Source organism: Promicromonospora sp. NPDC023987 (assembly GCF_040639055.1).
Taxonomy (GTDB): domain Bacteria; phylum Actinomycetota; class Actinomycetes; order Actinomycetales; family Cellulomonadaceae; genus Promicromonospora.
In genome coordinates, this window is record NZ_JBEZZF010000030.1 from 18795 (window position 1) to 42812 (window position 24018).

Sequence of the window (24018 nt, forward strand, 5' to 3'; positions counted from 1 at the left end):
CCCCTCCTGTGACAGACGTCGGCGATGGCGTGCTGGGTCGAACTTGGTCCGGTTGGACGTCGCCAACCTAGGAACGTCGAACGATGCCTGTCCAAGCCCGAAGTTGCATCGGCCCATACCGGAACGGCATCACCCCCCCATCCTTACCCCTCGTTGAGTGCTGGGTATCTGCGCGATCGAAACGGTTCGATCTCACAAATGTCCAGCACTCAACGGAGGTCAGGCCGGGTGGAGGAAGCGGAGGAACTCGTGGAGGGCCGGGTTCTTCGATGTCCGGTTCCAGATGGCGTGGAGCTCTACCACGCCGTGCGGCACGTCGGCGAGCTCCAGGAACGTCACCCCGGACAGGCCCAGCAGGCGGGCCGACTCGGGGACGAAGGCCACGCCGCGGCCCGCGGCCACGAGCGAGCACATGGTCAGGATCTGGCTGACGACGTGCACGACGCCGGTGTGCTCGACGGCGATGTAGCGCACCACCATGTCGTAGAAGTAGCGGGCCTTGGTGGGATGGTGCCCGATCACCGGCTGCTCCCGCAGGTCGGCGGCGGAGACGGGCCGGTCCAGCCGGGTCAGCGGGTGCCTGTGCGGCACGGCGAGGACGAGGTCCTCCGACAGCAGTAGCCGCGAGTCGAAGCTCTCCTGGTCGAACGGCGGCCGGCCGAGCGCGAGGTCGAGCTCACCGCGTCCGATCGCCTCGATCTGCTCGACGGTGACGAGCTCCTGGAGGTCGAGGTCGACGTCCGGCATGAACTCGGCGATCTCCTGGACCAGTGTGCCGAGCAGGCTGAACCCGGACGCGGCGGTGAACCCGAGGCGCAGCACGCCGGCCCGGCCGGCGGCGATCTTCCGGGCCAGCGCGGGGGCGGCGTCGGCGGCGGTGAGGAGCCGGCGGGCCTCCTGGAGGAACACGGTGCCCGCCGTCGTCAGCTCGACGTGCCGGTTGTCGCGCTCCAGGAGCGGGACGCCGACGGCCCGCTCGAGCTTCTGGACCTGACGGCTCAGCGGGGGCTGGGTCATGGTGAGGCGCTCGGCGGCGCGGCCGAAGTGCAGCTCTTCGGCCACGGCCACGAAGCAGCGAACCTGATCGAGGGTGTACACGATGCCTTCCGAGAATCAAGCAATGCAGTAAGAGGCTTAGACAGGCATCGTATGGGCTTCCTATGCTCAACGCCCGGACCGGGATATGACTTTCCTCCGGTCGCGGGCGGTCCTTCCCGGACTGCTCGCCCAAGGTCTCCATCTGTTCAAGATCATCTCCACCTGTTCAAGATCTCAATGAGGAGAGCTGTGATGACATCTCTTACCCGCAGGACCCGGCGCACCCGCAGGGCCCTCCTGGGCGCCACCGCCGCCGGCGCCGCCCTGACCCTCGCCGCGTGCGGCGGGAACGTGGCCGGAGGGGCCGACGCCGCCGGCGCCGAGTTCCCGACCGGCCCCGTGACCATCACCGTGGGCCAGGCCGCCGGCGGCTCCACCGACCTGATCGCCCGGGCGGTGGCCGAGGGCATGGCCGAGGACCTCGGGGTGTCCGTCCCGGTCATCAACCGGGCCGGGGCGAACGGCGCGCTGGCGACCGAGGAGGTCGCGGCCGAGCCCGCCGACGGGCACGAGCTGGTGCTGCTGAACGCCTCCCTCATCACGATCACGCCGCTGGCGGTGTCCGACGACGAGGCGGTGGACCTGAGCAACCTCGACGTGCTCAAGGGCCTCTCGCAGGACGACTACGTGCTGCTCGCCAGCGTGGAGTCCGGCTTCGAGGACCTGACGGACCTGCAGGACGCGTCCGACATCACGTACGGCACCACGGGCGTGGGCACGGGCTCGCAGCTCGCGCAGGCGGCGCTGTTCGCGCAGGCCGAGATCGACGGCACCGCTGTCCCGTTCGACTCCGGCTCGCCGGCGCTCACCGCCGTCGTCGGGGACCAGGTCCAGGTCGCCACCGTGCAGCTCGGCGAGGCGAAGCCGCAGATCGACGCCGGCAAGGTCGTGCCGCTGCTCGCCTTCTCGGCAGAGCGCAACCAGTTCCTCCCGGACGTGCCGACCGCCGTCGAGGAGGGCTACGACGTACCCGTCTCCCAGTACCGCGCGGTCGCCGCGCCGAAGGGCCTGCCCGAGGACGTCAAGGCCCGGCTCGTGGAGTCGATCGACGCCGCCATGGCCTCGGAGACCTACACGGCGTTCAACGAGAACAACCTGCTCACCCCGCACGAGATCTCCGGGGAAGAGGTCACCACGGAGTGGACGGAGCTCGCCGAGAAGTACCGGGCGCTCACGGACGAGTACGACATCAGCCTCGCGGAAGGCTGAGCGGCCCGTGGGAACGGCAACCGAGGAGCACGACGTACACGTGGACGGCGACCCTGCCGACGAGTGGGCCGACAGCGCGCCCCCGCCCGCCGGCCCGGTGGCCAACCTCGCCGCCTGCCTGGTGACCGCCGGCGTCGGCGCGGCCGGTGCGGTGGCGGCGGTGGCCCTCGGTCTGGGCACCCCGGCGCAGCCCGGGGCCGGCCTGTGGCCGCTGGCCGTCAGCGTCGCCGTCGTCGTGCTGTCCCTCGCCCAGGTCCTGATCGGGCGCCGGGGCGGCGACGGGGAGAAGTTCTCCCGGTACTCGTGGCTCTCGCTGGCCGGCCTCGCGACCCTCCTCGGGCTCGTGGCGCTGCTGCCCGTGATCGGCTTCGAGATCCCGTCCCTGCTGCTGAGCGTCGTCTGGATGAAGTTCCTCGGCGGCGAGTCGTGGCGGTCGGCCGTCCTGTACTCCGTGCTCGTCGTCGGCGTGCTCTACGCGGTCTTCGTCGGGGCGCTCGGCACCAACGTCCCGCACCTCTTCTGACCTGCTGACACCGCCGCCAGCTCTGACCCCACCCAAGGGAATCGCACGTGGAATCGCTGCACAATGTCGCCGCCGGCTTCGCCGTCGTGCTCGAACCGACCAACCTCCTGTACTGCCTGGTCGGGGTGGTCATCGGCATGCTCATCGGTGTGCTGCCCGGGCTCGGCCCTGCCGCCACCATCGCCATCCTGCTGCCGCTCACCTACGGCGTCGAACCCGTCACCGCGATCATCATGCTCGCGGGCATCTTCTACGGCGCCCAGTACGGCGGCACCATCACCTCGGTGCTGCTCCGCCTGCCCGGGGAGGCGAGCTCCGTGGTCACCGTCCTGGACGGACATGCGCTCGCCAAGCAGGGCCGGGCCGGGACGGCGCTCGGGATCGCCGCGGTCGGCTCGTTCGTCGGCGGCACCGTCGCGATCATCGGGCTGACCTTTCTCGCGCCGCTCGTGGCGGGCTTCGCCCTCGACTTCGGCCCGCCCGAGTACACGGCACTCGCGCTCGTCGGCATCCTCCTGGTCGCGACCATCGCCTCGGGCTCCAAGGTCAAGGCACTCGTCGCGGCCGCCGTCGGGCTGCTGCTCGCCACGATCGGCCGCGATGCCTTCACCGGCGCCGAGCGGTTCACGTTCGACAGCCTGAGCCTGGCCGACGGCATCGACTTCGTCCCCGTCGCCATGGGCCTGTTCGGCCTCGGCGAGATCCTCTACAACCTGGAGGAGCGGCACCGGGCCGTGTCGGCGCCGGGCAAGGTGACCAACGTCTGGCCCACGCGCAAGGACCTCAAGGAGTCCTCCGGTGCGGTGGCCCGCGGGTCGCTGCTCGGGTTCTTCCTCGGCATCCTCCCCGGTGGCGGCGCCACCATCGCCTCCATGGCTGCCTACGCGGCCGAGAAGAGGCGCGCCAAGGACCCGAGCCGGTTCGGCAGGGGCGCCATCGAGGGCGTGGCCGGCCCGGAGACGGCCAACAACGCAGCCGCCACCAGCTCGTTCATCCCGCTGCTCACCCTCGGCATCCCCGCCAACGCCACCATGGCGCTCATGTTCGGCGCGCTCCTCATCCAGGGAGTCACACCCGGACCGCAGCTCGTGACCCAGGAGCCCGAGCTGTTCTGGGGCGTCGTCAACTCGATGTACATCGGCAACGTGCTGCTCCTGATCATGTCGATCCCGCTGGTCGGCGTCTTCGTCCGGATCCTGCGCGTGCGCGCCGCGATCCTCGCGCCCGTCACCGCGCTGATCACCATGATCGGCGCCTACACCATCAACAACTCCGTCTTCGACGTCCTGCTGGTCGTCGTGTTCGGCGCCGTCGGCTACCTGATGAAGAAGTTCGGCTTCGAGCCCGGGCCGCTCGTGCTGGCGTTCGTCCTGGGCTCCCTGCTGGAGTCCAACCTGCGGCGCTCGCTGCTGATGTTCGACGGCTCCGCGACCGGGTTCCTCACCCGGCCGATCTCCGCGACGCTCCTGGTGGTGTTCGTGGTGGTGGCCGTGCTGCCCCTGATCCAGTCCGTCCGCAACCGGCGCGCGGCCCGGCCGCCGGAGGACGACGCGCCCGTGCCGAACCGAGAGGAAGAGTCAGTATGAGCATCGTCGTTGGTTACGTCCCCACACCCGCGGGAGAGGCCGCCGTGCGGGCGGCGATCGCCGAGGCAGGGATCAGGGACGAGGACCTCCTGATCGTGAACTCGGCCCGGGAGGGTTCGGTGGTCGAGACGACCGTCGCCACGCCGGAGGACCTCGACCGGGTGCTCGCGCAGGCGGCGGACGCCGGCGTGCGGGCGAAGGTGCTGCGTGGCACGCACCGCGACGACTTCACCGACGAGATCCTCGACCTGGCCGAGGAGCACGCCGCGTCGCTGATCGTGATCGGCCTGCGGCGGCGCAGCACGGTGGGCAAGTTCATCATGGGCTCGGTGGCGCAGCGGATCCTGCTCCAGGCGGACCACCCGGTGCTAGCGGTCAAGCCGTCGCCCTAGCTGGCGGCTGGGCTCGCCAGATAGGGGGCCGAATGTAGGCTTCGTCGCTTCATGAGCCCTCAGAGAGCGACGAAGCCTACGTTCGGCGTCGGGGAGGCGCCGACTCCTCGATGAGGCGGCGCCGGGAGCCCGCCAGGTGGACCCGCATCGCCGCGGCGGCGGCGAGCGGGTCCTGCGCGTCCAGCGCATCCAGCACCGCCCGGTGCTCCTGCACGACGGCGGTGAAGCGACCGCCGTCGTGCGGGCTGCCGCCGCTGGACCGGTCGAGCCGGCCGCGCGGCATGGCGATCATCTGCGGGCCCAGTCGGTCCAGGGCCTCCAGCAGGAACCTGTTCCCCGCTGCCTCGGCCACGAGCCGGTGGAAGGCGAAGTCGTGCCGCATCGCCGTGGCCGGGTGCCCGTCGGACGACGCGAGGTCGTCGAGCCGGTCGGCCAGCGCCGCGAGCTGGGCGGGCGTGCGCCGGGTCGCGGCGAGCGCGGCGGCCTCGGGCTCCAGCGCCAGGCGGTACTCGACCAGGGCGAGCCGGTCGTCCAGCGACCGGGCGAGCGGCGGGGCCCCCTCGGCGTCGTCGGCCGGGGGAGTGAGCGCGTAGCTGCCGCTGCCCCGCCGGGTGTGGACCAGCCCCTCCAGGTTCAGGCGGGCGATCGCCTCCCGGACGACGGTGCGGCTGACCTGGTGCTCGGCCGCGAGGCGCGGCTCGCTGGGCAGCTTCTCGCCCGGGGCTATGTCGCCGTCGACTATTCGGGTCCGCAGCGACTCCACGAGGGTGCCGCTCAAGGTCTGGGCCATGTGCTCATGCTTCCATCTGTTCCCAACGGGCGCGGATCAGGCAGGGCCGAAGGTCGCGGTGTCCGTGGTCCACGCGCGCGCCTGCTCGCTGAGGGTGACCCCGAGGCCGGGGCGGTCGGGGACGAGCATGCGGCCGTCCTCGGTCTCCAGGCGCTCGTCGAACAGCGGGTCGAGCCAGTCGAAGTGCTCCACCCACGGCTCGCGCGGGTAGGTCGCGGCAAGGTGGAGGTGGATCTCCATCGCGAAGTGGGGGGCGAGGTCCAGCCCGGCCTGGTCCGCGAGCGTGAGCAGACGCAGGAACTGCGTGATCCCGCCGACGCGGGGGGCGTCCGGCTGGATGATGTCGCACGCGCGGGTGGCGATGAGGCGCTCGTGCTCGGCGACCGACGCGAGCATCTCGCCGGTCGCGATCGGGGTGTCCAGAGCCGCTGCGAGCGCCGCGTGGCCCTCGGCGTCGTAGGCGTCGAGGGGCTCCTCGATCCAGGTGAGGTCGAACTGTTCGAGACGCCGACCCATACGCAGGGCGGTGCTGCGGTCCCACTGCTGGTTGGCGTCGACCATGAGCGGAACGGCAGGCCCGATGTGCTCGCGGACCGCCGCGACCCGGGCCAGGTCCTGCGTGCCGTCCGGCAGACCGACCTTGATCTTGATGCCGCCGATGCCCTCGGCGATCGACCGGGTCGCGCGGTCGGTGACCTCCTCGATGCTCGCGTTCAGGAAGCCGCCGGACGTGTTGTACGTGCGTACCGAGTCGCGGTGGGCGCCGAGCAGCTTGGCCAGCGGCAGGCCGGCGCGCTTTGCCTTGAGGTCGTACAGAGCGATGTCGATCGCGGCCAGCGCCTGGGTGGCCACCCCGGACCGGCCCACCGACGCGCCCGCCCACAGCAGCTTCGTGTACAGCTTGGCGATGTCGTTCGGGTCTTCGCCGACGGCGGTCTGCGCCACCTCCTTGGCGTGCGCGTACTGGGCAGGTCCACCGGCGCGCTTGGAGTAGGAGAACCCCAGGCCCTCGAACCCCTGCTCCGTGGTGATCTCGGCGAAGAGGAACACGACCTCGGTCATCGGCTTCTGGCGGCCGGTGAAGACCTTGGCGTCGGAGATGGCGGTGGCCAGCGGCAGCGTGACAGCCGAGAGCTGCACGGTCCGGATGGCGTCGGGCTGGTACGTCATGGCGCTCCTTTGCGGCGGGTTCAGAAGCGAGCATACAAGTTGCGAACCTGTATGACGAATATGGATGGGACCCTGAGCCCATGACCACGCATCTCGTCGTCGGCGCCGGCCCGGTCGGCGCCGCACTCGCGTACCGGCTGTCCCAGGCCGGTCGCACCGTCCGAGTGGTGACCCGCTCCGGCGTCGGACCCAGCCTTCCCCGCGTCCAGCGGCTCGCGGTCGACGCGACCGATGCGACGGCGCTCGCGGCCGCCGCCCAGGGTGCGGGCGTGGTGTACAACTGCGCGAACCCCGGGCCGTACCCGCAATGGGCGCGGGGCTGGCCGCCGCTGGCCAAGTCGGTGCTGCACGCGGCCGAGGCGTCCGGGGCGGTGCTCGTCAGCCTGGGCAACCTCTATGGCTACGGCCCGGTCGACGGGCCGATGACGCGCAGCCGGCCGCTCGCGCCGTCGAGCCCGCTCGGCGAGGTCAGGGCGCAGGTCTGGCAGGACGCGCTCGCCGCGCACCAGGCCGGCCGCGTGCGGGTCACCGAGGCGCGGGCCTCCGACTACATCGGGCCGTCCGTCACCGAGGCGCACGGTGTTCTGCCGGTGTACGCAGCGGCGACGCTCGCGGGCAAGTCGGCACCGGTCCTCGCGGATCCGGACCAGCCGCACACCTGGACCGCCATCGACGACGTGGTCTCGACCCTCATCACGCTCGGCGCCGACGACCGGGCCTGGGGCTCGCCGTGGCTCGTGCCGTCGAACCCGCCGGTGACGGTCCGTGAGGTGCTGCGCGAGCTGGGGGTCCGGGCCGGGACGGGTGAGCCGCGGCTGCGGCGTGTGCCCCGCCTCGCGCTCCGTGCCGGAGGGCTCGCGATGCCGCTCGCGCGCGAGGCGCTCGGCGTGCTCTACCAGTTCGACCGGCCGTTCGTCGCGGACACGTCGGAGACCAGCAACGTGCTCGGCGTCCGGCCCACGCCCTGGACGCAGGTCCTGGACGCGACGGCGCCCGCGTGGCGGGCTCGCGCGACGGCATGACGGCGTGACGCAGTGCGCCGGACGGTGTGTCATGAGCGCGCAGCCGGACGCGTCCATCAGCGCGCACGTGGTGGTCCGGGACGCCCGCTTCCGCGACGGTCACGCACCGCCGGTCAGCCCGCCGTCGTGCCCGCCGGACCGCAGACGCGTTCGACCAGGTAGCGCCAGCCCGCCTCGAAGCTGGCGGTGAGCGCGGGTCGGTCCTGCTCGGGGGCATCGAAGAGCTGGAGCAGGAGCGGCCCTTCCAGCGCGGACGTGAGCTGGCCGGCGAGCAGGTCGACGTCGGCCCCCGGCAGGTCGAGCTCGCGCAGCAGCACCCGGATGTGGATCTGGGACATCGGCGGGCGTCTGCCGCCCGGCTGGCGGCCGCCGATCGCGGCGCGGGCGATGTCCTGGTTCTCCGCGAGGAAGCGGATGCGGGCGGATCCGTAGGCGATGAGGCGGTCGACCGGCGGTGCGCCGGGGCCGAGCGGCGGCGGGCCCGAGAGGATCTCCTGCTGCAGCGCGCGCTCGTTGTCGTCCAGGAGCGCCTGGAAGATTCCTGCCCGGGTCCCGAACCGCCGGAACACCGTGCCCTTGCCCAGCCCGGAGCGTTCGGCGAGCCGGTCCATCGTGAGGCAGTCCGGCCTGTCCTCCGCCAGGAGCTCGCGCGCGGTGGCGAGCAGTCGCTGACGGTTGCGCGCCGCATCGGCGCGCTCGGGGTGCGGAGCGCCCCAGGTCAGCGGTGTACTCATTCCCGGATGCTATCGGGAATCGAGTAACCGGGGTAAAGTCCGGTTACGTCGACCGGTGCGGCCGACCGAGACTGTGGAGGACAACATGGCAGACATGAACACCGGTGTCATCGAGGCGTTCCGGGCGAACGCGGGCGTGCTGGGCGACGACGTCGCGGGCGGACACTTCACCGGCAAGCGCCTGGTGCTGCTGCACCACGTCGGGCGGGTCAGCGGCAAGGAGTACGTGACGCCGCTCGTGGCCGCGACCGACGGCGACGCCTACGTGATCACCGGCTCGCTCGGAGGTGCGCCCAAGGACCCGGCCTGGGTGGCGAACGTCGAGGACGGCCCCGGCGAGACCACCATCGAGGTCGAGGACAAGACCATCCGGGTGAAGACCACCGTGGTCCGGCCGGGGGAGCCCGACTGGGAGCGGCTCTACGGCATCTGGGCCGAGTACTGGCCGGACGCCAAGGAGTACGAGACCCACACCGACCGCAAGTTCCCCGTCATCCGGCTCGAGCCGAAGGCCTGAGCCCACCCGCTCGGCTTCCCGTCAGCCGACCGACCGGACGAACTCCCGGACGCGTGCTGCCATCTCGCCGGGCACCTCGCCGACCGTGAAGTGCCCGCCCTCCTCGAGGCGGTCGAACACGCGCAGGTCGAGGTAATGGCGGCGCGCGAGCGACTCGGGATACGTCCGCTCGTGACGCTGGATGAACACGGCCGCAGGCACCCCGGTGGGCGGGATGGGGCCGGGCTGGTCGGCGCCCTCGTAGTACGGCCGGAACGACGATGCGATCGTCTGCGTCGCCCAGTAGATGGTCGCCTCGGTGAGGATGCGGTCCCGCGAGATTCGCCGCTCCACCGCGGCAGGGTCGCCCCGCGGGGTGTCGCTCCACTCGACGAGCTTCTCGGTGAGCCACGCGAGCAGACCGGCGGGGGAGTCGTTCAGTGCCGTCGCGAGGGTGTCGGGCCGGGTGCCTTGGACGTGCCCGTAGGCGCCGTCGGTCCGGTGCCTCGCGGCGAGCTCGTCGAAGAACTCCTTCTCCGCCGGGTCGGTGAGAGTGGCGCGCTCCTCATCGGTGGGGAAGTGCGCGTGCGTGGCGACGATCCCTGCCACGTGCTCCGGGTAGCCGGCGGCGATGAGGTCGCTCACGTTGGCCGTGACGTCCTCGCCGTAGGTGAAGTAGCGCTCGTAACCGAGGACGTCCGCCATCAGCCCGTGCATCGTCGCGGCAAGTCGCGTCTCGGACATCTCGCCCGCCGCGTACGGCGCGGAGAACCCGAAGCCGGGCAGGCTCGCCACGACGACGTCGAAGTCGGGCAGCAGGTCGGCGAAATCGAGCTGCAGGGCGAACGTGTGCGGCCAGCCGTGCAGCACCAGGAGCGCCGGAGCGTCCGGCCGGTCCGAACGCAGGTGCACGAAGTGCAGGTCGACGTCGTCGATCTCGGCGATGAACTGCGGGTGCGCGTTGAGCCACGCCTCGCGCGCCCGCCAGTCCCAGCTGATCCAGTGGTCGACGAGCTCGCGCAGGTAGGCCGCGGTCATGCCCGACGCCGGGCGCCGCGGCGAGTCGTCCGGGATCCGGCTCCGCGCCAGCCGGTCCCGCAGGTCGGTCAGGATCTGATCGGGGACGTGGACCGTGAACGGGCGTGGTTCTGTCTGTGGCTTGCTCATGCAGGAGACGTTACGACGAGCCACTGACGTTGATGATGTTCTGGTGGTTCCAGGGGTCGTGGCCGATCACGGGGCCGGCGGCACCGAACGTTGCTCGAGGATCACCTGGGTCGTGAATCGTCGCGGACGCGGGACCCGGCTCCGGGATCAGCGCGGCAGGTCTCTCCGCCGCACCGCCACGAGCCCCGCCGCGATCAGGCAGGCCGCGAGCGCCAGGAGCACGTACGGCGACCAGGGCGTCGTGTAGTAAGGGCTGACGTGTGCGAACGGCGAGACGGCGAGATAGACGACGTCGGGCAGGCCGGCCTTGACCAGGATCTCGCCGAGAATGCCGATGGTGAGCGCCAGCCAGGCCACCGGGATGGTTGCCCGCGGCGCGATCCCGAACGTCAGGGTGACCACGCCGATCAGCACCCAGACGGCCGGGATCAGACGGAGCGCGACGGGCAGCACGCCGTCGACGTCGGGCGCGGTCGCCGCCAGGGTGAGGCCGAGGAGGGCGAGGATCGACGCCGAGCCGGCCAGGGCCGCGCCGACTGACGCGGCCACCCAGCGGACACGTGCGACCGGGGCCGCCAGCGTCAGCTCGGCGATGCCGGAGACCTCGTCGTGGCGTACGCGCAGGAGTGTGAGGATCGCGTAGGCGGTGACGGGGAAAACGAGCACGAACTCGACGTAGACGAAGAACGCGGCGGCGGGGTCGTCGACGCCCATGGCGGCGGCATAATCGGCCGCCCAGGGTGACTGGGCGTAGTCGGTCACTGCCGCGGCGCCACCGCTGCCGAACGCGAGGCCGAGCGCGGCGAATGCCGCCGCCCAGACGAGGAACGGCATCCGGTTCTGCCGCCAGGTCATGCCGACGATGCCGCTCAGGTAGCCCGGCGCGGTCGCGCGCCCCCGGCGCGCCGGGGTCAGCCCGGCGCCCAGGTCCCGGCGTGCCGACAGGGCGAACGCCAGTGCCAGCGCGGCCACGACGGCGGCAAGCACCAGTCCTAGCGGCCACCAGCGGTCGCCGGCGTATGCGCGGGTGCCTTCGAGCCAGCCGCTGGGGGAGGCCCAGGTGAGCCAGGCGGTGTCGGTCAGGTGGCCGAGCCCGCGGACGAAGTGCAGGCCGTACACGATCACCACGGCGACCGCCCCGGCGGTGCGCGCGTGCTCGAAGACCTGGGTCAGGACGGCGGCGACCGCGACGGCGGCCCAGACGGCGCCGGTGGCGACCAGACCGAGCAGCAGGGACCCGGTCGGTGGCAGCCCGGAGGCGGCGAGGCCCGCGGCGGAGGCCAGGCCGATCAGCACGCCGGACAGGCCGACCAGGAGCACCGCGGCGGCCAGCGGGGCGGCGTGCCCGACGGCGGACGACCGCACCAGCTCGAGGCGCCCGCGCTGTTCCTCGGAGCGGGTGTGCCGCACGACGAACAGCACGGCGCCGATGGCCGCGAAGATGGTGGTGCCCCCGAACGCCTGCTGCGCGACGAGCGCCTCCGGGGTGGCAGCGAACGCCTGGGCCTGGAACAGGACGAACATGGGCAGGGCCTGGATCTGCGCGTACCGGTCCTGGACCGCCTGCTCGGTCGGGTAGGTCGAGCCGACGGAGGCGCCGCCGCCGACCGCGACCACGACGATCAGCAGCGCCCAGAGCGGCAGCAGCAGCCGGTCGCGGCGCAGCGCGGTCGCCAGGAGCAGCCGTGTTCCCGCGAGCGCGCGTCTGCGGGCCGTGGCCGGTGCTCCGACGGCGGACGCGGAGCACCGGGTGGTGATGGCGGTCATCGTGGCTCCTCCGGCCGGGTCCGACGGCGGTCCGTGCCGGCCCCACGGTCCTCGACGGCGGCCCGGACGTCCTTGCCGGTCGAGGACTGTGCGAACTCACCCATGGCGGCGTAGAGGTTCATGATCCCCATGGCGACGCGGGCCGAACCGATCGCCTCGTCCGGCTCATGCCCGAACCGCCGCGCGATCTGGCCGATCAGGAGTGCGATCCCTGAGTGCATGGCGGTCATCACGGTGGCCGTGTCCCTGGCGTCGTCGCTGCCCTCGGGGAAGCGGTCGGGCCAGGTCTCGGTGAGGAAGCCCTGGGTGCCCTCGGCGAGCTGGTCGAACACCTCGTCGGCCGCCGCAGAGCCGTCAAGGGATGCGCGCGCGAGGTAGCGCAGCAAGAGCGGGGACTCGTCGAACAGCTCGCCGAGCGCGTCTGCGTTGGCGAGCTGGTCCTTCTTCGCCAGGTGCAGCACGCGGCGGCGGAACACCTCGACGACCAGCTCGTCGCACGCGAGGCGCAGGCCGTCCTTCGTCCCGAAGTGGTGCTGCACCAGGCCGACGGAGACGCTCGCCGCGTGGGCGATCCCGCGCATGGTGGCACCGCTGGTGCCGTGCAGCGCGAACTGCTCCAAGGCCGCGTCGCGGATCCGGGCCCGCGCGTTGAGATCGCTCTCCGAGTGCTGATGGGTCGGCATGCCGCCAACGGTACGGCTGTATTGTCAGCCATACAACCGTATTGGAGATGTGCTCGGACTAAACATTTGTTTAGTCTGTCGGTGTGGCCGCACCCCCCGACGACTCGACACCGAACGACTCGACCGCCCGGACCCGGATCCGCGACGCCGCCCTCAACCTGTTCGGGCGGGACGGGGTCAACCGGGTGACGGTGCGGGCGATCGCGGCGGAGGCTGGCGTCTCCCCGGGGCTGGTCGTGCACCATTTCGGCTCCATGGCGGCGCTACGTCGCGAGTGCGACGCGTACGTGGTGTCGATGGTGCGCGGAACGGACGACCCGGACCGAGCCGAGGCGCCCGACGGCGTGATGGCCGGCGACGCCACCGGGCTGGCGGCCATGCTCGAGGTCGCTACGCCGGTCCGCCGTTATCTCGCCCGCGCCTTCCTCGACGGCACACCGGAGGCGGCGAAGCTGTTCGACGAGATCGTCGAGGTCACCACCGCCTGGCTCACCGACGGCGAACGGGAGGGGTGGGCCCGGCCGACATCGAACCCACGCGCCCGGGGCGCGATCTACGTGAGCTGGCTGCTCGCGCCGCTCGCCTTCTCCGACCATCTCGAGCGCGTGCTCGGGGTCGAGGACCTGTACGAGACCGACGCGACCATCGAGCACGCTCGGGTCGCGCTGGAGATGTTCACCCACGGAGTCTTCGCCGACGAGCGTGCGCTCGGAACGTGGGACACGGTCGCAAAGGAGCGGAAGAACCCATGAGGGCGCTCATCATCACCCACGGCACCCGAGGCGATGTCCAGCCGTTCGTCGCGCTGGGCGACGCGCTGCGCCGCGCGGGGCACGACGTCCTGCTCGCCGCGCCCGAAGAGATGGCCGCGCTGGTCACGCGGTACGACGTGCCGTTCGCGCCGCTCAACGACGGCACGAAAGCGCTGATGGACGACCCGGAGATCAGCGCAGCGATCGAGACCAACTACCGGGGGCTGCGCGGCAAGGTGGCCGGCGTGCGGGCGATGCGCCTGAGCAAACCGCTGATGGAGAAGGTGTACGTCGACGCGAGCGCCGCTGCCGACACCGCCACGGCGGACACAGGCGTCGACGTCGTCATCCACCACAGCGGGCTGCCGATGCACTACCTCGCCGAGAAGCTCGGCGTCCCGGCGGTGCCCGTCTGCTTCCAGCCCGGTTGGGTCCCGACCAGCACCTTTCCCGCCCCGCAGCTGTCGGCAGGGTTCCCGCAGCGGTTCAACCGCCTCAGCTACGCGCTGACCACCCCGGCCCTGCGGATGCTGGCCCGGATGGGCGACAGGTGGCGGTCCGAGACCCTCGGGCTACCGCGACGGCGGCACCAGCACGACATCACACGGCGGCCCGACGGCGAGCACACCCTCGTACTGCAGGCGTTCAGTCCGCACGTGCTGCCCAGCCCGCTGGAGTTCCCGCGCTGGGTGCGGACCACCGGGTTCTGGTTCGTGCCGGAGGCGCCAAGCTGGACACCGCCGGAAGAGATCAGCACCTTTCTGGACGCGGGGGAGCGGCCCGTCTACATCGGGTTCGGCAGCATGTCCGGCACCGAGCCGGCCCGCGTCGGGCGGACCGTCGCGGAGGCGGTCCGCCGCTCGGGCGTGCGGGCAGTACTCGTGACCGGCTGGGGCGGGATCGACGCCGCAGAGCTCGGCGACGATGTCCTGGTGCTCGACGAGGCGCCGCACGACTGGCTCTTTCCGCGGATGGCGGCGATCGTCCACCATGGCGGGGCAGGCACCACCTCTGGCGCGCTGGCCTCGGGGCAGCCCCAGGTGATCTGCCCGTTCCTGGGCGACCAGCTGTTCTGGGCGCGCCGGATGGAGCAGGTCGGCGTCGCGCCGGCCGGTCAGCCGCAGTCGCGGCTCACGCCGGACGGGCTGGCTCAGGCACTCGGGCGAGCCGTCTCCGACGAGACGATGGCGGCCCGGGCGGCCGAGCTCGGCGCGACCGTCCGCGCCGAGGACGGCCTCGGCGCGGCGGTCGACGCACTGGAACGCCACCTGCACGCGGTCAGCAGCCCGTCGTAGCCGTCGGACGTCCAGGTCTCCCGAGCGCCCCCGTACGTCCGACAACAGGTCGGGGCTCCACGGTCCGGGCCCTGCCTCGAGATCAGGCCCATCAGGTCCCCAGCCGCCGACCGCCGCGTGCCAGTTCCCCGGATCCTCCGGCGGCGCCTCGAACAGGTACCAACTCCTTCGTTGTCGTGCTCGTGCGGCTGTCGTGCTCGTGCGGTCAGTCGGCGGGCGGCAGCTCGAGGTTCCGTACCGGCTCCTCGTTGCCTGCCCGGTCGGTGGCGGTGAACTCGATGACCTGGGGCTCGTCGCCCAGGGCACGCGTGAACGGTTCACGGAAGGTCGCCCAGAACGTATCCGGTCCCTTCCACCGGATGCTGTCCACGCCGGAGACATCGTCCGTGGCGGCGAGATTGATCTCGACCCCGCGCGGGCCAAGGCGCCGGGCGCTGGCGGTGGTCACGGGCGGCGTGGTGTCGACGCTGATCTCGCTGACGACGTGCCGCTCGCGCCCCTCGGGGTCGACGGCGCGCGCGCTCACCGTGTGCACGCCGTCGCCGAGCCGCAGCGGCTGGGGCCCCGCCGCGACCCAGGGCCCGTCGCCGACCCGGACCGCCACGGTGGGCTCACCGGCGTCGGCCCGTGCCGTGACGGTGAGCTCGGCCGGCCGGTGGTACCAGCCGGTGACGCCGGGCGCGGTGGCCGCGACCAGCGCGACGCGGGGCGCGGAGCCGTCCCGCGCCGCGGTGGGCGCCTCGGCCAGGAGCGCGGCCTCCTCGCGGGCAGCCTCCGCCTCCGTGGGCCCGCCGACGCCGGAGCCGGCGTCCCGCCCGACGCCGGAGCGGGCGGCGGCGCGCAGGACGTCGGCGGCCTCTGCCGCGCTGAGCAGCCCCAGCCCGACGAACTCGTGCGCGGTCGCCAGCACCGCCCGGAGGAACCCGGCACGGGAGGGGAAGCCGCCGTCCGACCAGAGGACGTCGAGGAACGTGCTGCCGTCCCGGCGGGCCACGTTCGGCACGCCCGAGTCGGCCGGCCCCGCGAACGCGATGCGGGCGTCGGACCGGCGCAGGTACATGTGGTACCGCGCGTCCGAACCGGACCATGCGGGCTCCAGCACGAGGTCACCGAGCCGCCACGTCCCGTCGTCGCCCGGCGTGAGCGGGACGTCGAGCGTCCCGTCGAGGCGCCGCCAGGTCGCGGCGGCGACGGGGAGCCAGGTGGTGGCGGCGCTCCGGGCCAGCAGGACGGTCGGCCCGAGCTCCAGCGTCACCAGGGCGGAGTCGTCGGGCGCCGGGACCTCGCGCAGGGTCAGCGGCATGCCGATCTCGACCACCGTGCCCGGTCGCCAGTCCCGCCGCAGCGAGACGTACCGTCCGGGGACGGCGTCCACGGGCTGCGGCTCGCCGTCGACGGTCACGGTGACGGCGCTCGTGACCCAGCCCGGGACCCGCAGCCGCAGGTCGAGGTCGCCGGTGGCGTCCACGCGGATCCGGCTGCTGCCCTCCAGCGGGTAGGCGGTCTCCTGGACGAGGCGCACGTCCTGCTCGGCCCAGCGCAGGGTCGAGGCCACGTAAAGGTTGACCCAGACCGTACGGTCGGCGCCGTCGACCGACCGGAAGTAGACGGAGTCCTGGTACTTGACGTGGTTCTCCAGGCCGGTGCCGCCGCAGCAGGTGCCGACGTTGTCGTACTCGCGCAGCGCCCCCGGGTGGACCGGGAACATGTACGTGACCTCCGGCGAGTCGTCCGAGTCGACGTCGTGCCGCGAGCCGAGGACCTGGTTGGTGACCGCCCGCTCGTAGTACTCGGCGTACCGCGGGTCGCCGGTACGCGCGAACAGGGCCCGGGCGAGCTTGAGCAGGTTGTAGGCCACGCAGGTCTCGGCGTTCCGGCTGCCGATGTCGCCCGCGACGGCGCCCGCCGGGCCCCACAGCTCGTTCTCGCCGGAGCCCCCGTGCGCGAACGTGCGACCCGGGACGAGCATGTCCCAGAGGTTGACGACGGCGTCCACGTAGCGGGCCTCGCCCGTCAGGTCGTGCAGGGCGAGGTAACCCAGCAGCGTGGCGGCATGCTGGTTGGCGTGCATGCCGTCCAGCACGTCGCGGCCCGACGCCGCCGCCTCCAGCAGCGAGTCCAGGTCGAAGAGCTGCGCGGTCTCGACGAAGGTCTTGTCGCCCGTCAGCACGGCGAGGTCGCACAGGACCTCGTTCATGCCCCCGGTCTCGCCCGCGATGTAGAGGGACCACATGTCCCGGCGCTGGTCCGCGGGCAGGACGGACAGCCGCCCGTGCACCCACCGCCCCATCCCGGCGGCGAGGTCCAGCGCCGTCCGCGACCCCGCGTGCCGGTACGCGTCGAGCAGCCCGGCCATGATCTTGTGGCACGTGTAGTAGGGCGCCCAGATCTCGCCGTACGGGGCCAGGCCCTCCAGGCGGGAGAACTGCCACTCGCCGTATGCCGCGAGGAACCCCGGATGGCTGTAGCGGCCCGACGCCGCGAGCGCCTCCTGGACCTCCCGCAGGCCCTCGACCATGTCGTCGACCTTGGCCCTCAGCTCGGTCCGCAGGGCCGGTTCCTGGGCACCCCCGTGGGCGAGCGCCAGCATGGACAGGAAGTGCCCCGCGTAGTGGCCGCGCAGCAGGTTCGCCGTGGGCGCCGCCTCCCGCCCGGGGTACTCGCTGGGGCCCCACGCCTCCTCGTCGGGGTGGCCGAAGTGCTCCCAGCCGCCGGGCGGCAGCGCCCCGCGCGTGCCCAGGCCGGCGTTCGCCCGGAAGACGGCGAGCATCCGGTCGACCGGATAGCTGCGCGCCAGGTGCAGCAGCTGGTCCCGGGCCCGCGTGAAGATGCCGTCGTGCAGCGCGACGGCGCCGAGCGGGAACGGCTCGGCGACGCTGATCGGCTCAGGCATGCGGGATCCGCTCGGTGGTCCAGCGCTCGATGCCCGCGGCGTCGATCGGCAGGGCGTCGGACAGCACCTCGGCGCCGTCGGCCGTGACCAGCAGGTCGTCCTCCAGGCGGACGCCGATGCCACGCAGCTCGGGCGGCACGGTCTCGTCGTGCGCGTGGAAGTAGAGGCCCGGCTCGACGGTCATGACCACGCCCGGCGCGAGCGGCGCCGCCTGGTAGGCCGGGTAGTCGGAGTGGGCACAGTCGTGCACGTCGAGCCCGAGGTGGTGGCCGATGCCGCAGACGAGCCAGCGGCGGTGCTGCTGCCCGCCGGGGGACAGGGCCTCGTCGACGGAGACGTCCAGGAGGTCCCAGTCGTGCAGCCCCTGCGCGATCACCTCCATGGAGGCGAAGTGGAAGTCGAGGTACTCGACCCCCGGGCGGATCTGCGCCATCCCCGCGCGGTGTGCCTTCTCGACCAGGTCGTGCACCTCGCGCTGCACCGGGCTGAAGCTGCCCGACGGCGGGATCGTCCGCGTCACGTCCGCCGTGTACAAGGAGTTGGCCTCGACCCCCATGTCGAGCAGCAGCGGCATGTCGGGCAGCACCGGCCCGTCGCAGCGCACCCAGTGCAGGGTCGGTGCGTGCGGCCCCGAGCCGACGATGGTCGTATACCCCGGCCCGTTGCCGAACGTGCGGGCGTGCCGGTCGAACGTCCCCTGCAGCCAGCGCTCGCCCAGCCCGCCGATCGCGCGCGGCAGCTCCGCGACGACGGCCTCGAAGCCGGTGACCGTGTGGTCGACCGCCTCGCGCAGCTGCGCGATCTCCCAGTCGTCCTTGATCATCCGCAGGTCGGAGAGGGCGCGGGCCAGGTCCTCGGACGGCTTGAGGCCGAACCGGCGCACCAGGGCGTCGTCGACCGACGGCGACGCGAGTGCCCCGTCCATCGTCCCGAGCACCGCGTCGAGCGCGGACAGCGGCTCGACGGTGATGCCGAACGCCTCCGCCCAGTCGCTCAGGTCCGGCGACGGGCCGACCCAGAGCTCGCCGTAGGCTGCGTTGCCGAAGAACGCGCTGTCCCCGGGCTTGGCCGGCGGCGGCAGGTAGAGCGTCGCGTCGTGCCCGCCGCCGCTCGCCCGGAGCGCGAGCACGCCGCCCTCGGCCTGCGCGCCCGTGAGCCAGACGAAGTCGCTGTCGGCGCGGAACCCGTACTGCACATCGCCGTTGCGCAGGCTCGCGCGCCCCGCACCCACCACGACGTCGCTCGCGCCGATCCGCTCGGACAGCCGGCGGCGGTGCGCGGCGGCGGCGTCGGGCGCTCCGGGGGTCACCGGCACGACGACGTCGGGCGCGCCCCAGCCCTGCTCCATGTGGGCGTTGAACGCCGCGCTCTCGACCAGCCGGGGTGCCCGGGTGCCTGCGTAAGGGGGTCTCGTGCTCATCGGATCTCTCCTCCTCGGTCGCGGACCAGCTCGCGCAGGCGGGTGAACACCCGCGGGTCGCCGATCCCGTCGTGCTCGTATTCGTTGGTCACCCACGCCTGGGAGGACCCGACCCGCGAGAGCGTGTCGAGCTGCAGGCCCGAGTCGACGAACATGTCGTCGTGATAGACCACCGCGGCGACTGGAACGTCGTTCGTGGCCAGGCGGTCCAGGTCGTACAGCGGCGGCCACTCCGTGCGCGCCGCCAGCTCGTGCACGGCGGGTGCGAACGGTCGCAGCAGCCGGATCTCGTCGAACATCCACGGGAAGGCCATCTCGCCCGTGAACTGCAGCGGACGGCGGTCCGGGCCGAACTCCGGCCGCCGGTCCCGTTCGGCCTGCGCCGCCCAGCCCGTCGGGCCGTTGCGACCGTGCCCGTAGATCGACTCCTGCAGCGTCCAGAACAGCGGGCCGTCCGCCTGCGACGTCCGCACCATCGCCTCCTGCAGGAACCCCGCCGACAGCAGGCCGGGCCGCGCGAACGCCTTCTCGACGAACCAGTGCATCCGCTCCGTCCCCGGCTGCATGCCCAGGTCGATGCCCATGGACTGGAACCGGTGCACCGTCAGCACGTCACCGTCGGGCAGCCGGACGTCGCCCTCGGCGAGCCGGTCCGCGACCGCCGCCACCGCGCCGACGTCGGCCGGGTAGCGCGCGTAGTACTCACCGGTCCGGCCGGCCACCCGGCCGAACGTCCTGCGGTACACCTCGGCGGCGTCCGGCGGCGTACCCGGTATCCCACCCGCGACGTAGCAGGCACGCAGCGCCTCCGGCGCGACCGACAGATAGGTGAGCGTGATCCAGCCGCCGAAGCTCTGCGCGATCGTCGCCCACGGCCGGCCGCCGTACACGCGCGCCCGGACCTCCTCCAGGTCCGCGACGATCGCGTCCGCGCGGAAGCACGCCAGCAGGTCGGCGCCCGCACGCGCGTCCAGCCCGGCCAGCACCGCACCGTCCAGCGGGGTGCTGCCGCCCGTCCCGCGCTGGTCCACCAGCACCACGCGATAGTCACGCAGCGCCACGTCCAGCCAGCCGTCCCGCCGCAGCGGACGCGGGTTCGCGCCACCCGGGCCACCCTGCAGGTACACCAGCAGCGGCAGGTCCTCCTCGCCGCGCGTCGGGTCGACCAGCTCCCGGACCAGCAGCTCCACGTCACCCGCCAGACGGCCCGAACGGTCCAGGGGCACCGCGAGGCGGCGCTCGCGGACCCCGATGCCGGGCAGCAGGTAGGACGTCCAGCCGGCGCTCATGCCGGCGCTCCGGCGGGCCGGCCGGCGTTCGCCCGTCGCCGTCTCTCCCACTCGGGGCGGATGCGCGGGACGGCGTCGAGCAGCTTGCGGGTGTACTCGTGGCGCGGCGCACCGAACACCGCGTCGCGCTCACCCTCCTCGACGATCCGCCCCTGCGTCATCACGGCGACCCGCGTGGCGATCTGCCGCACCACGGCCAGGTCGTGCGCGATGAAGAGGTAGGTGAGGTCCTCCTCGCGCTGCAGGTCGCGCAGCAGGTTGATCACCTGGGCCTGGACGGACACGTCGAGCGCCGAGACCGCCTCGTCGCACACGACGACGCGGGGGCCGACGGCGAGCGCCCGGGCGATCCCGATGCGCTGCGCCTGACCCCCGGAGAACTGTGCCGGGTACTTCTGGGAGTGGTCGGGGTCCAGGCCTACCCGTTCCATGAGGGAGCGGGTGAACGCGCGGGCGCCGCCCGGGACCGGCCGCCCCTGGTAGACCAGGGGAGCGGTGACTATCCGCTCGACGGTGTGCCGCGGGTTGAGCGAGGAGAACGGGTCCTGGAACACGACCTGCACGTCGCTGCGGAACTGGTTCAGCCCGGACCGCTTCAGGGCCGTGACGTCTTCGCCGTCGAGCTCGACGGTGCCCGAAGTGGCGTCCAGCAGGCGTGCGGCGAGCCGCGCCGTCGTCGACTTGCCCGACCCGGACTCGCCCACCAGGGCGAGGGTCTCGCCGGAGCGGATCTCGAAGCTCACGTCGTCGACGGCCCGGAACCGGGTCGGCGGGCGCAGCAGCCCGCCGGTGCCCATGACCGGGAACTCCTTGACCAGGTTCGTGGCTCTCAGGAGCGGTTCGCTCATGCGAGGTCTCCGTTCTCTCGTGCGGCGTTCTCCCGTGCGGCCGGGGAGCCCGGTGCCACCGCGCGCAGGGCGCCGATCTCGTCGTCGATGCGCGGCACGGCGTCGAGCAGCGCGCGGGTGTAGGGGTGCTGCGGCTCGGTGAAGATCTGCTCGACGGCACCCCGTTCGACGCACACGCCGTCCTTCATGACGACGATGTGGTCGGTGATCTCGCTGACGACCGCGAGGTCGTGGGTGATCAGCACGAGGCCGGTGCCCGTCTCCCGCCGGATCTCTTGCAGCAGGTCGAGGATCTGGGCCTGCACCGTGACGTCGAGCGCGGTGGTCGGCTCGTCGGCGATGAGCAGCTCGGGCTCGGTGCTGAGCGCCATCGCGATCATGACGCGCTGGCGCATGCCGCCGGAGAACTGGTGCGGGTAGTGGTCCACGCGCACCGCGGCGTCCCGGATGTGCACGCGCTCCAGGGCGGCGACGGCCACCTTCCGTGCCGCCCGGCGGGTGACGCCGGGGCGGTGGGCGCGGTACGCCTCCTCGATCTGGAGCCCCACGGTGTAGTAGGGGTTCAGGGAGGACAGCGGGTCCTGGAAGACCATCGCTATGCGGTCGCCGCGCACGCGGCGCAGGTCCGCCTGGGACATCCCGACCAGTTCGCGGCCGCGCAGGCGGACGCTCCCGGTGCGCCGGGCGGCCCGGGGCTGCAGGCCCATGATCGCGAGGCTCGTCATGGACTTGCCCGAGCCGGACTCGCCGACGATGCCGAGCGCCCCGCCGGGCTCGAGGTCGAGGTCGAGGGACCGGACGGCGTCGAGCGGGCCGCGGGGTGTGGCGAAGGTGACCGTGAGGTCCCGCACCCGCAGGAGCGCTTCGGTGCCGGTCGTGGTGCTCCTGGTGGTGGTCATCGTGCGTTCACCCGCACTCTCGGGTCGATGGCGGTGTAGACGACGTCGACCACGATGTTGCCGACGACCACGAGGAACCCGGCCAGGAGCGTGACGCCCATGATCACCGGCTGGTCGTTGCGGGCGATCGAGTCGGCGGCCATCTTGCCCACGCCGTTGATGCCGAAGACGGTCTCGGTGATGAGCGCGCCGCCGAGCAGTCCGGCGAAGTCCATGCCGAAGATGGTCACCACGGGGGTCAGTGCCGGTCGCAGGGCGTGGCGCCGCCAGACCAGCGCCTGGGGCAGGCCCTTCGCGTACGCGGTGCGCACGTAGTTCTCGCGCAGCACGTCGAGCACGTTGGCGCGGGTGAGTCGGGTGTAGGCGGCCGCGTAGCCGACGGCGAGCACGATCCAGGGCATCACGAAGTTGCCGAACCACTGCACGGGGTCGTCCGCGAACCGGACCGCCTGGGGGAAGGGGAGCCACTGGAGCCTGACCACGAGCACGTACTGCAGCACGAGGGCGAGCACGTAGTTGGGGATCGACATGCCGGTCAGCGTCAGGCCGGTGGTGAACCGGTCCAGGAACGTGTCCTCCTTGACGGCGCTGAGCAGGCCGCCGACGAGGCCGGCGAGCAGCCACAGCACGGCGGCGCCCACGGCGATCGTCGCCGAGACCGGCAGCCGCTGGACGATCATGTCCCACACGGCCTGGCTGGACTGGAACGAGTAGCCGAGGCACGGAGCGGCGCACTCGACGGCCGCGGCGCCGTCGCCGTAGGTGCGGCCCGCGAAGATCCCGGCGACGAAGAGGAAGAACTGGGTCCAGAACGGCTGGTCCAGCCCGAGGTTCCCGCGGATCTGGTCGATGAGCTCCGGCGTGCAGTTCTTGCCGCAGATCTGGACCGCCGGGTCCGGCGAGAGCGCGAAGAACACCACGAACGTGAAGAGGCACACCAGCAGCAGGACCACGAGGCCGGACGAGATGCGGGTGAGGAGGAACCGGGGCATCAGCGACCTTCCTGGGCGTCGACGACGGCGCTCAGCCGGTCACCGAGCACGGTGAACGAGAGCACGAGGAGGAACAGGCACGTGCCGGGCACCACGAAGTACGCGGGGTCGACGGCGTACCACTTCACGGAGGCGGCGATCATCTGGCCCCAGCTCGGTGCGGGCGGGACGACGCCGACCCCGAGGAACGACAGGCCTGCCTCCGTGCCGATGTACCCGGGAACGGCGAGCGTCGCCATCACGATGATGGTCGAGCGCAGGTTGGGCAGGATCTCGCGGAACACGATGCGCGTGCCGCTCGCTCCCGCAGCCCGGGCCGCCTCGACGAACTCACGCTGCGCCAGCGACATGGTCTGGCCCCGGACGATGCGTGCCAGGTAGGGCCAGCCGAAGACCGAGATCACGACGACGAGCAGCGCGGACCGGTTGCTCGCCGGCAGGGCGGACAGCACGGCGATCATGAAGATCAGGGCCGGGAAGGCCATGAGGAAGTCCATGACGCGGGAGACGACGAGGTCCACCCGGCCGCCGAAGTAGCCCGCCACGAGCCCGAGGGACACCCCGAGCACCGTGGTCAGCGCCGTCGCCGACAGCGCGATGCCCATGGACACCCGTGCGCCGTAGACGATGCGGGCGAAGATGTCGCGTCCGCTGCCCGGCTCGACGCCGAGCCAGTGCTCGGCGCCCATTCCGCCCCACGGGCCGATCGGCATGCCGCCGAGGTTCGGGTCGATGGCGGACTGGTCGAACTCGTACGGGTTCCAGCCGCTGATCGCGGTGAGGACCGGTGCGAGGACCGCGACGAGCGAGATGAGGACGATGTAGCCGAGGCCGAGCATCGCGCCGGTGTCGCGGCGCAGCGCCTGCCAGGTTCCGCCGGCACCGGCCCGGAGGGCGCCGGCGGCCTGGGTGGCCGCCGGCGCCTCCGCGGTGTCGCCGGTCCCGGCCGCCACGGTCTTGGTACCCGTGAGGTCAGTCGGGGAGGACGTCATG

The 24018-nt window shown here is 72.3% G+C and carries 22 protein-coding genes; 8 read left to right on the plus strand and 14 right to left on the minus strand.

What is annotated here, in order from left to right:
* Nucleotides 1–219: 219 nt before the first annotated feature.
* Complete coding sequence (locus AB0F40_RS14800; protein WP_357468604.1) at nucleotides 220–1098, minus strand: LysR family transcriptional regulator; 879 nt, start codon at nucleotides 1096–1098, stop codon at nucleotides 220–222.
* Between the two features lie 192 nt (nucleotides 1099–1290).
* On the opposite strand from AB0F40_RS14800, the gene AB0F40_RS14805 reads away from it, so the two are divergent.
* The 4 genes from AB0F40_RS14805 to AB0F40_RS14820 are packed head-to-tail and all read left to right on the plus strand — an operon-like array spanning nucleotide 1291 to nucleotide 4808.
* Nucleotides 1291–2307 carry a tripartite tricarboxylate transporter substrate binding protein gene (locus tag AB0F40_RS14805; RefSeq protein WP_357468607.1) on the plus strand — a complete coding sequence of 339 codons (1017 nt, stop codon included), beginning with the start codon at nucleotides 1291–1293 and terminating at the stop codon, nucleotides 2305–2307.
* Nucleotides 2308–2314: 7 nt separating this feature from the next.
* A complete protein-coding gene (locus AB0F40_RS14810; protein WP_357468610.1) occupies nucleotides 2315–2830 on the plus strand; it encodes a tripartite tricarboxylate transporter TctB family protein in 516 nt (171 codons plus the stop codon).
* A 47-nt stretch (nucleotides 2831–2877) separates the two neighbouring features.
* Nucleotides 2878–4416, plus strand: coding sequence for a tripartite tricarboxylate transporter permease (locus AB0F40_RS14815; RefSeq protein WP_357468613.1), 1539 nt, complete (start codon nucleotides 2878–2880; stop codon nucleotides 4414–4416).
* On the plus strand, nucleotides 4413–4808 hold the full coding sequence (locus AB0F40_RS14820; protein ID WP_357468616.1) for a universal stress protein: 396 nt from the start codon (nucleotides 4413–4415) through the stop codon (nucleotides 4806–4808). The genes AB0F40_RS14815 and AB0F40_RS14820 overlap by 4 nt, the downstream gene beginning before the upstream one ends.
* Before the next feature lie 76 nt (nucleotides 4809–4884).
* Here the strand turns inward: AB0F40_RS14820 and AB0F40_RS14825 are convergent, their stop codons facing one another.
* Nucleotides 4885–5598 carry an FCD domain-containing protein gene (locus tag AB0F40_RS14825; RefSeq protein WP_357468619.1) on the minus strand — a complete coding sequence of 238 codons (714 nt, stop codon included), beginning with the start codon at nucleotides 5596–5598 and terminating at the stop codon, nucleotides 4885–4887.
* A gap of 36 nt (nucleotides 5599–5634) precedes the next feature.
* Nucleotides 5635–6768: a mandelate racemase/muconate lactonizing enzyme family protein gene (locus tag AB0F40_RS14830; protein ID WP_357468622.1), complete on the minus strand. Its 1134-nt coding sequence runs from the start codon at nucleotides 6766–6768 to the stop codon at nucleotides 5635–5637.
* A gap of 80 nt (nucleotides 6769–6848) precedes the next feature.
* On the opposite strand from AB0F40_RS14830, the gene AB0F40_RS14835 reads away from it, so the two are divergent.
* Nucleotides 6849–7790 carry an NAD-dependent epimerase/dehydratase family protein gene (locus AB0F40_RS14835; RefSeq protein WP_357468625.1) on the plus strand — a complete coding sequence of 314 codons (942 nt, stop codon included), beginning with the start codon at nucleotides 6849–6851 and terminating at the stop codon, nucleotides 7788–7790.
* 113 nt (nucleotides 7791–7903) lie between these two features.
* Here the strand turns inward: AB0F40_RS14835 and AB0F40_RS14840 are convergent, their stop codons facing one another.
* A complete protein-coding gene (locus AB0F40_RS14840) occupies nucleotides 7904–8524 on the minus strand; it encodes a helix-turn-helix domain-containing protein (protein WP_357468627.1) in 621 nt (206 codons plus the stop codon).
* Nucleotides 8525–8609: 85 nt separating this feature from the next.
* Here AB0F40_RS14840 and AB0F40_RS14845 point away from each other — a divergent pair, with 85 nt between their 5' ends.
* Nucleotides 8610–9041: a nitroreductase/quinone reductase family protein gene (locus AB0F40_RS14845; RefSeq protein ID WP_357468630.1), complete on the plus strand. Its 432-nt coding sequence runs from the start codon at nucleotides 8610–8612 to the stop codon at nucleotides 9039–9041.
* A gap of 21 nt (nucleotides 9042–9062) precedes the next feature.
* On the opposite strand, the gene AB0F40_RS14850 is transcribed toward AB0F40_RS14845, so the two are convergent.
* The 3 genes from AB0F40_RS14850 to AB0F40_RS14860 form a co-directional block, all read right to left on the minus strand.
* On the minus strand, nucleotides 9063–10187 hold the full coding sequence (locus tag AB0F40_RS14850; RefSeq protein ID WP_357468633.1) for an epoxide hydrolase family protein: 1125 nt from the start codon (nucleotides 10185–10187) through the stop codon (nucleotides 9063–9065).
* A gap of 147 nt (nucleotides 10188–10334) precedes the next feature.
* Nucleotides 10335–11954: a hypothetical protein gene (locus AB0F40_RS14855; RefSeq protein ID WP_357468636.1), complete on the minus strand. Its 1620-nt coding sequence runs from the start codon at nucleotides 11952–11954 to the stop codon at nucleotides 10335–10337.
* Nucleotides 11951–12637: a TetR/AcrR family transcriptional regulator gene (locus AB0F40_RS14860; protein WP_357468639.1), complete on the minus strand. Its 687-nt coding sequence runs from the start codon at nucleotides 12635–12637 to the stop codon at nucleotides 11951–11953. Before AB0F40_RS14860 ends, AB0F40_RS14855 begins: the two co-directional genes overlap by 4 nt.
* An 83-nt stretch (nucleotides 12638–12720) precedes the next feature.
* Between AB0F40_RS14860 and AB0F40_RS14865 the strand changes: the two genes are divergently transcribed.
* Together AB0F40_RS14865 and AB0F40_RS14870 are read left to right on the plus strand one after the other, a co-directional pair.
* A complete protein-coding gene (locus AB0F40_RS14865) occupies nucleotides 12721–13389 on the plus strand; it encodes a TetR family transcriptional regulator (RefSeq protein ID WP_357468642.1) in 669 nt (222 codons plus the stop codon).
* The gene (locus AB0F40_RS14870) at nucleotides 13386–14684 is read left to right on the plus strand and encodes a glycosyltransferase (RefSeq protein ID WP_357468646.1); all 1299 of its coding nucleotides are present in this window, start codon (nucleotides 13386–13388) and stop codon (nucleotides 14682–14684) included. The genes AB0F40_RS14865 and AB0F40_RS14870 overlap by 4 nt, the downstream gene beginning before the upstream one ends.
* A gap of 205 nt (nucleotides 14685–14889) precedes the next feature.
* On the opposite strand, the gene AB0F40_RS14875 is transcribed toward AB0F40_RS14870, so the two are convergent.
* The 7 genes from AB0F40_RS14875 to AB0F40_RS14905 are packed head-to-tail and all read right to left on the minus strand — an operon-like array spanning nucleotide 14890 to nucleotide 24017.
* The gene (locus tag AB0F40_RS14875) at nucleotides 14890–17577 is read right to left on the minus strand and encodes a beta-L-arabinofuranosidase domain-containing protein (protein ID WP_357468649.1); all 2688 of its coding nucleotides are present in this window, start codon (nucleotides 17575–17577) and stop codon (nucleotides 14890–14892) included.
* Nucleotides 17570–18997: an aminopeptidase P family protein gene (locus AB0F40_RS14880; RefSeq protein ID WP_357468652.1), complete on the minus strand. Its 1428-nt coding sequence runs from the start codon at nucleotides 18995–18997 to the stop codon at nucleotides 17570–17572. Before AB0F40_RS14880 ends, AB0F40_RS14875 begins: the two co-directional genes overlap by 8 nt.
* The gene (locus AB0F40_RS14885) at nucleotides 18994–20286 is read right to left on the minus strand and encodes an alpha/beta fold hydrolase (protein ID WP_357468655.1); all 1293 of its coding nucleotides are present in this window, start codon (nucleotides 20284–20286) and stop codon (nucleotides 18994–18996) included. Before AB0F40_RS14885 ends, AB0F40_RS14880 begins: the two co-directional genes overlap by 4 nt.
* The gene (locus tag AB0F40_RS14890; protein ID WP_357468658.1) at nucleotides 20283–21134 is read right to left on the minus strand and encodes an ATP-binding cassette domain-containing protein; all 852 of its coding nucleotides are present in this window, start codon (nucleotides 21132–21134) and stop codon (nucleotides 20283–20285) included. Before AB0F40_RS14890 ends, AB0F40_RS14885 begins: the two co-directional genes overlap by 4 nt.
* Complete coding sequence (locus tag AB0F40_RS14895; RefSeq protein WP_357468661.1) at nucleotides 21131–22033, minus strand: ABC transporter ATP-binding protein; 903 nt, start codon at nucleotides 22031–22033, stop codon at nucleotides 21131–21133. Before AB0F40_RS14895 ends, AB0F40_RS14890 begins: the two co-directional genes overlap by 4 nt.
* Nucleotides 22030–23025: an ABC transporter permease gene (locus tag AB0F40_RS14900; protein WP_357468664.1), complete on the minus strand. Its 996-nt coding sequence runs from the start codon at nucleotides 23023–23025 to the stop codon at nucleotides 22030–22032. Before AB0F40_RS14900 ends, AB0F40_RS14895 begins: the two co-directional genes overlap by 4 nt.
* Nucleotides 23025–24017, minus strand: coding sequence for an ABC transporter permease (locus AB0F40_RS14905; RefSeq protein ID WP_357468667.1), 993 nt, complete (start codon nucleotides 24015–24017; stop codon nucleotides 23025–23027). Before AB0F40_RS14905 ends, AB0F40_RS14900 begins: the two co-directional genes overlap by 1 nt.
* Between the last annotated feature and the right edge of the window lies 1 nt (nucleotide 24018).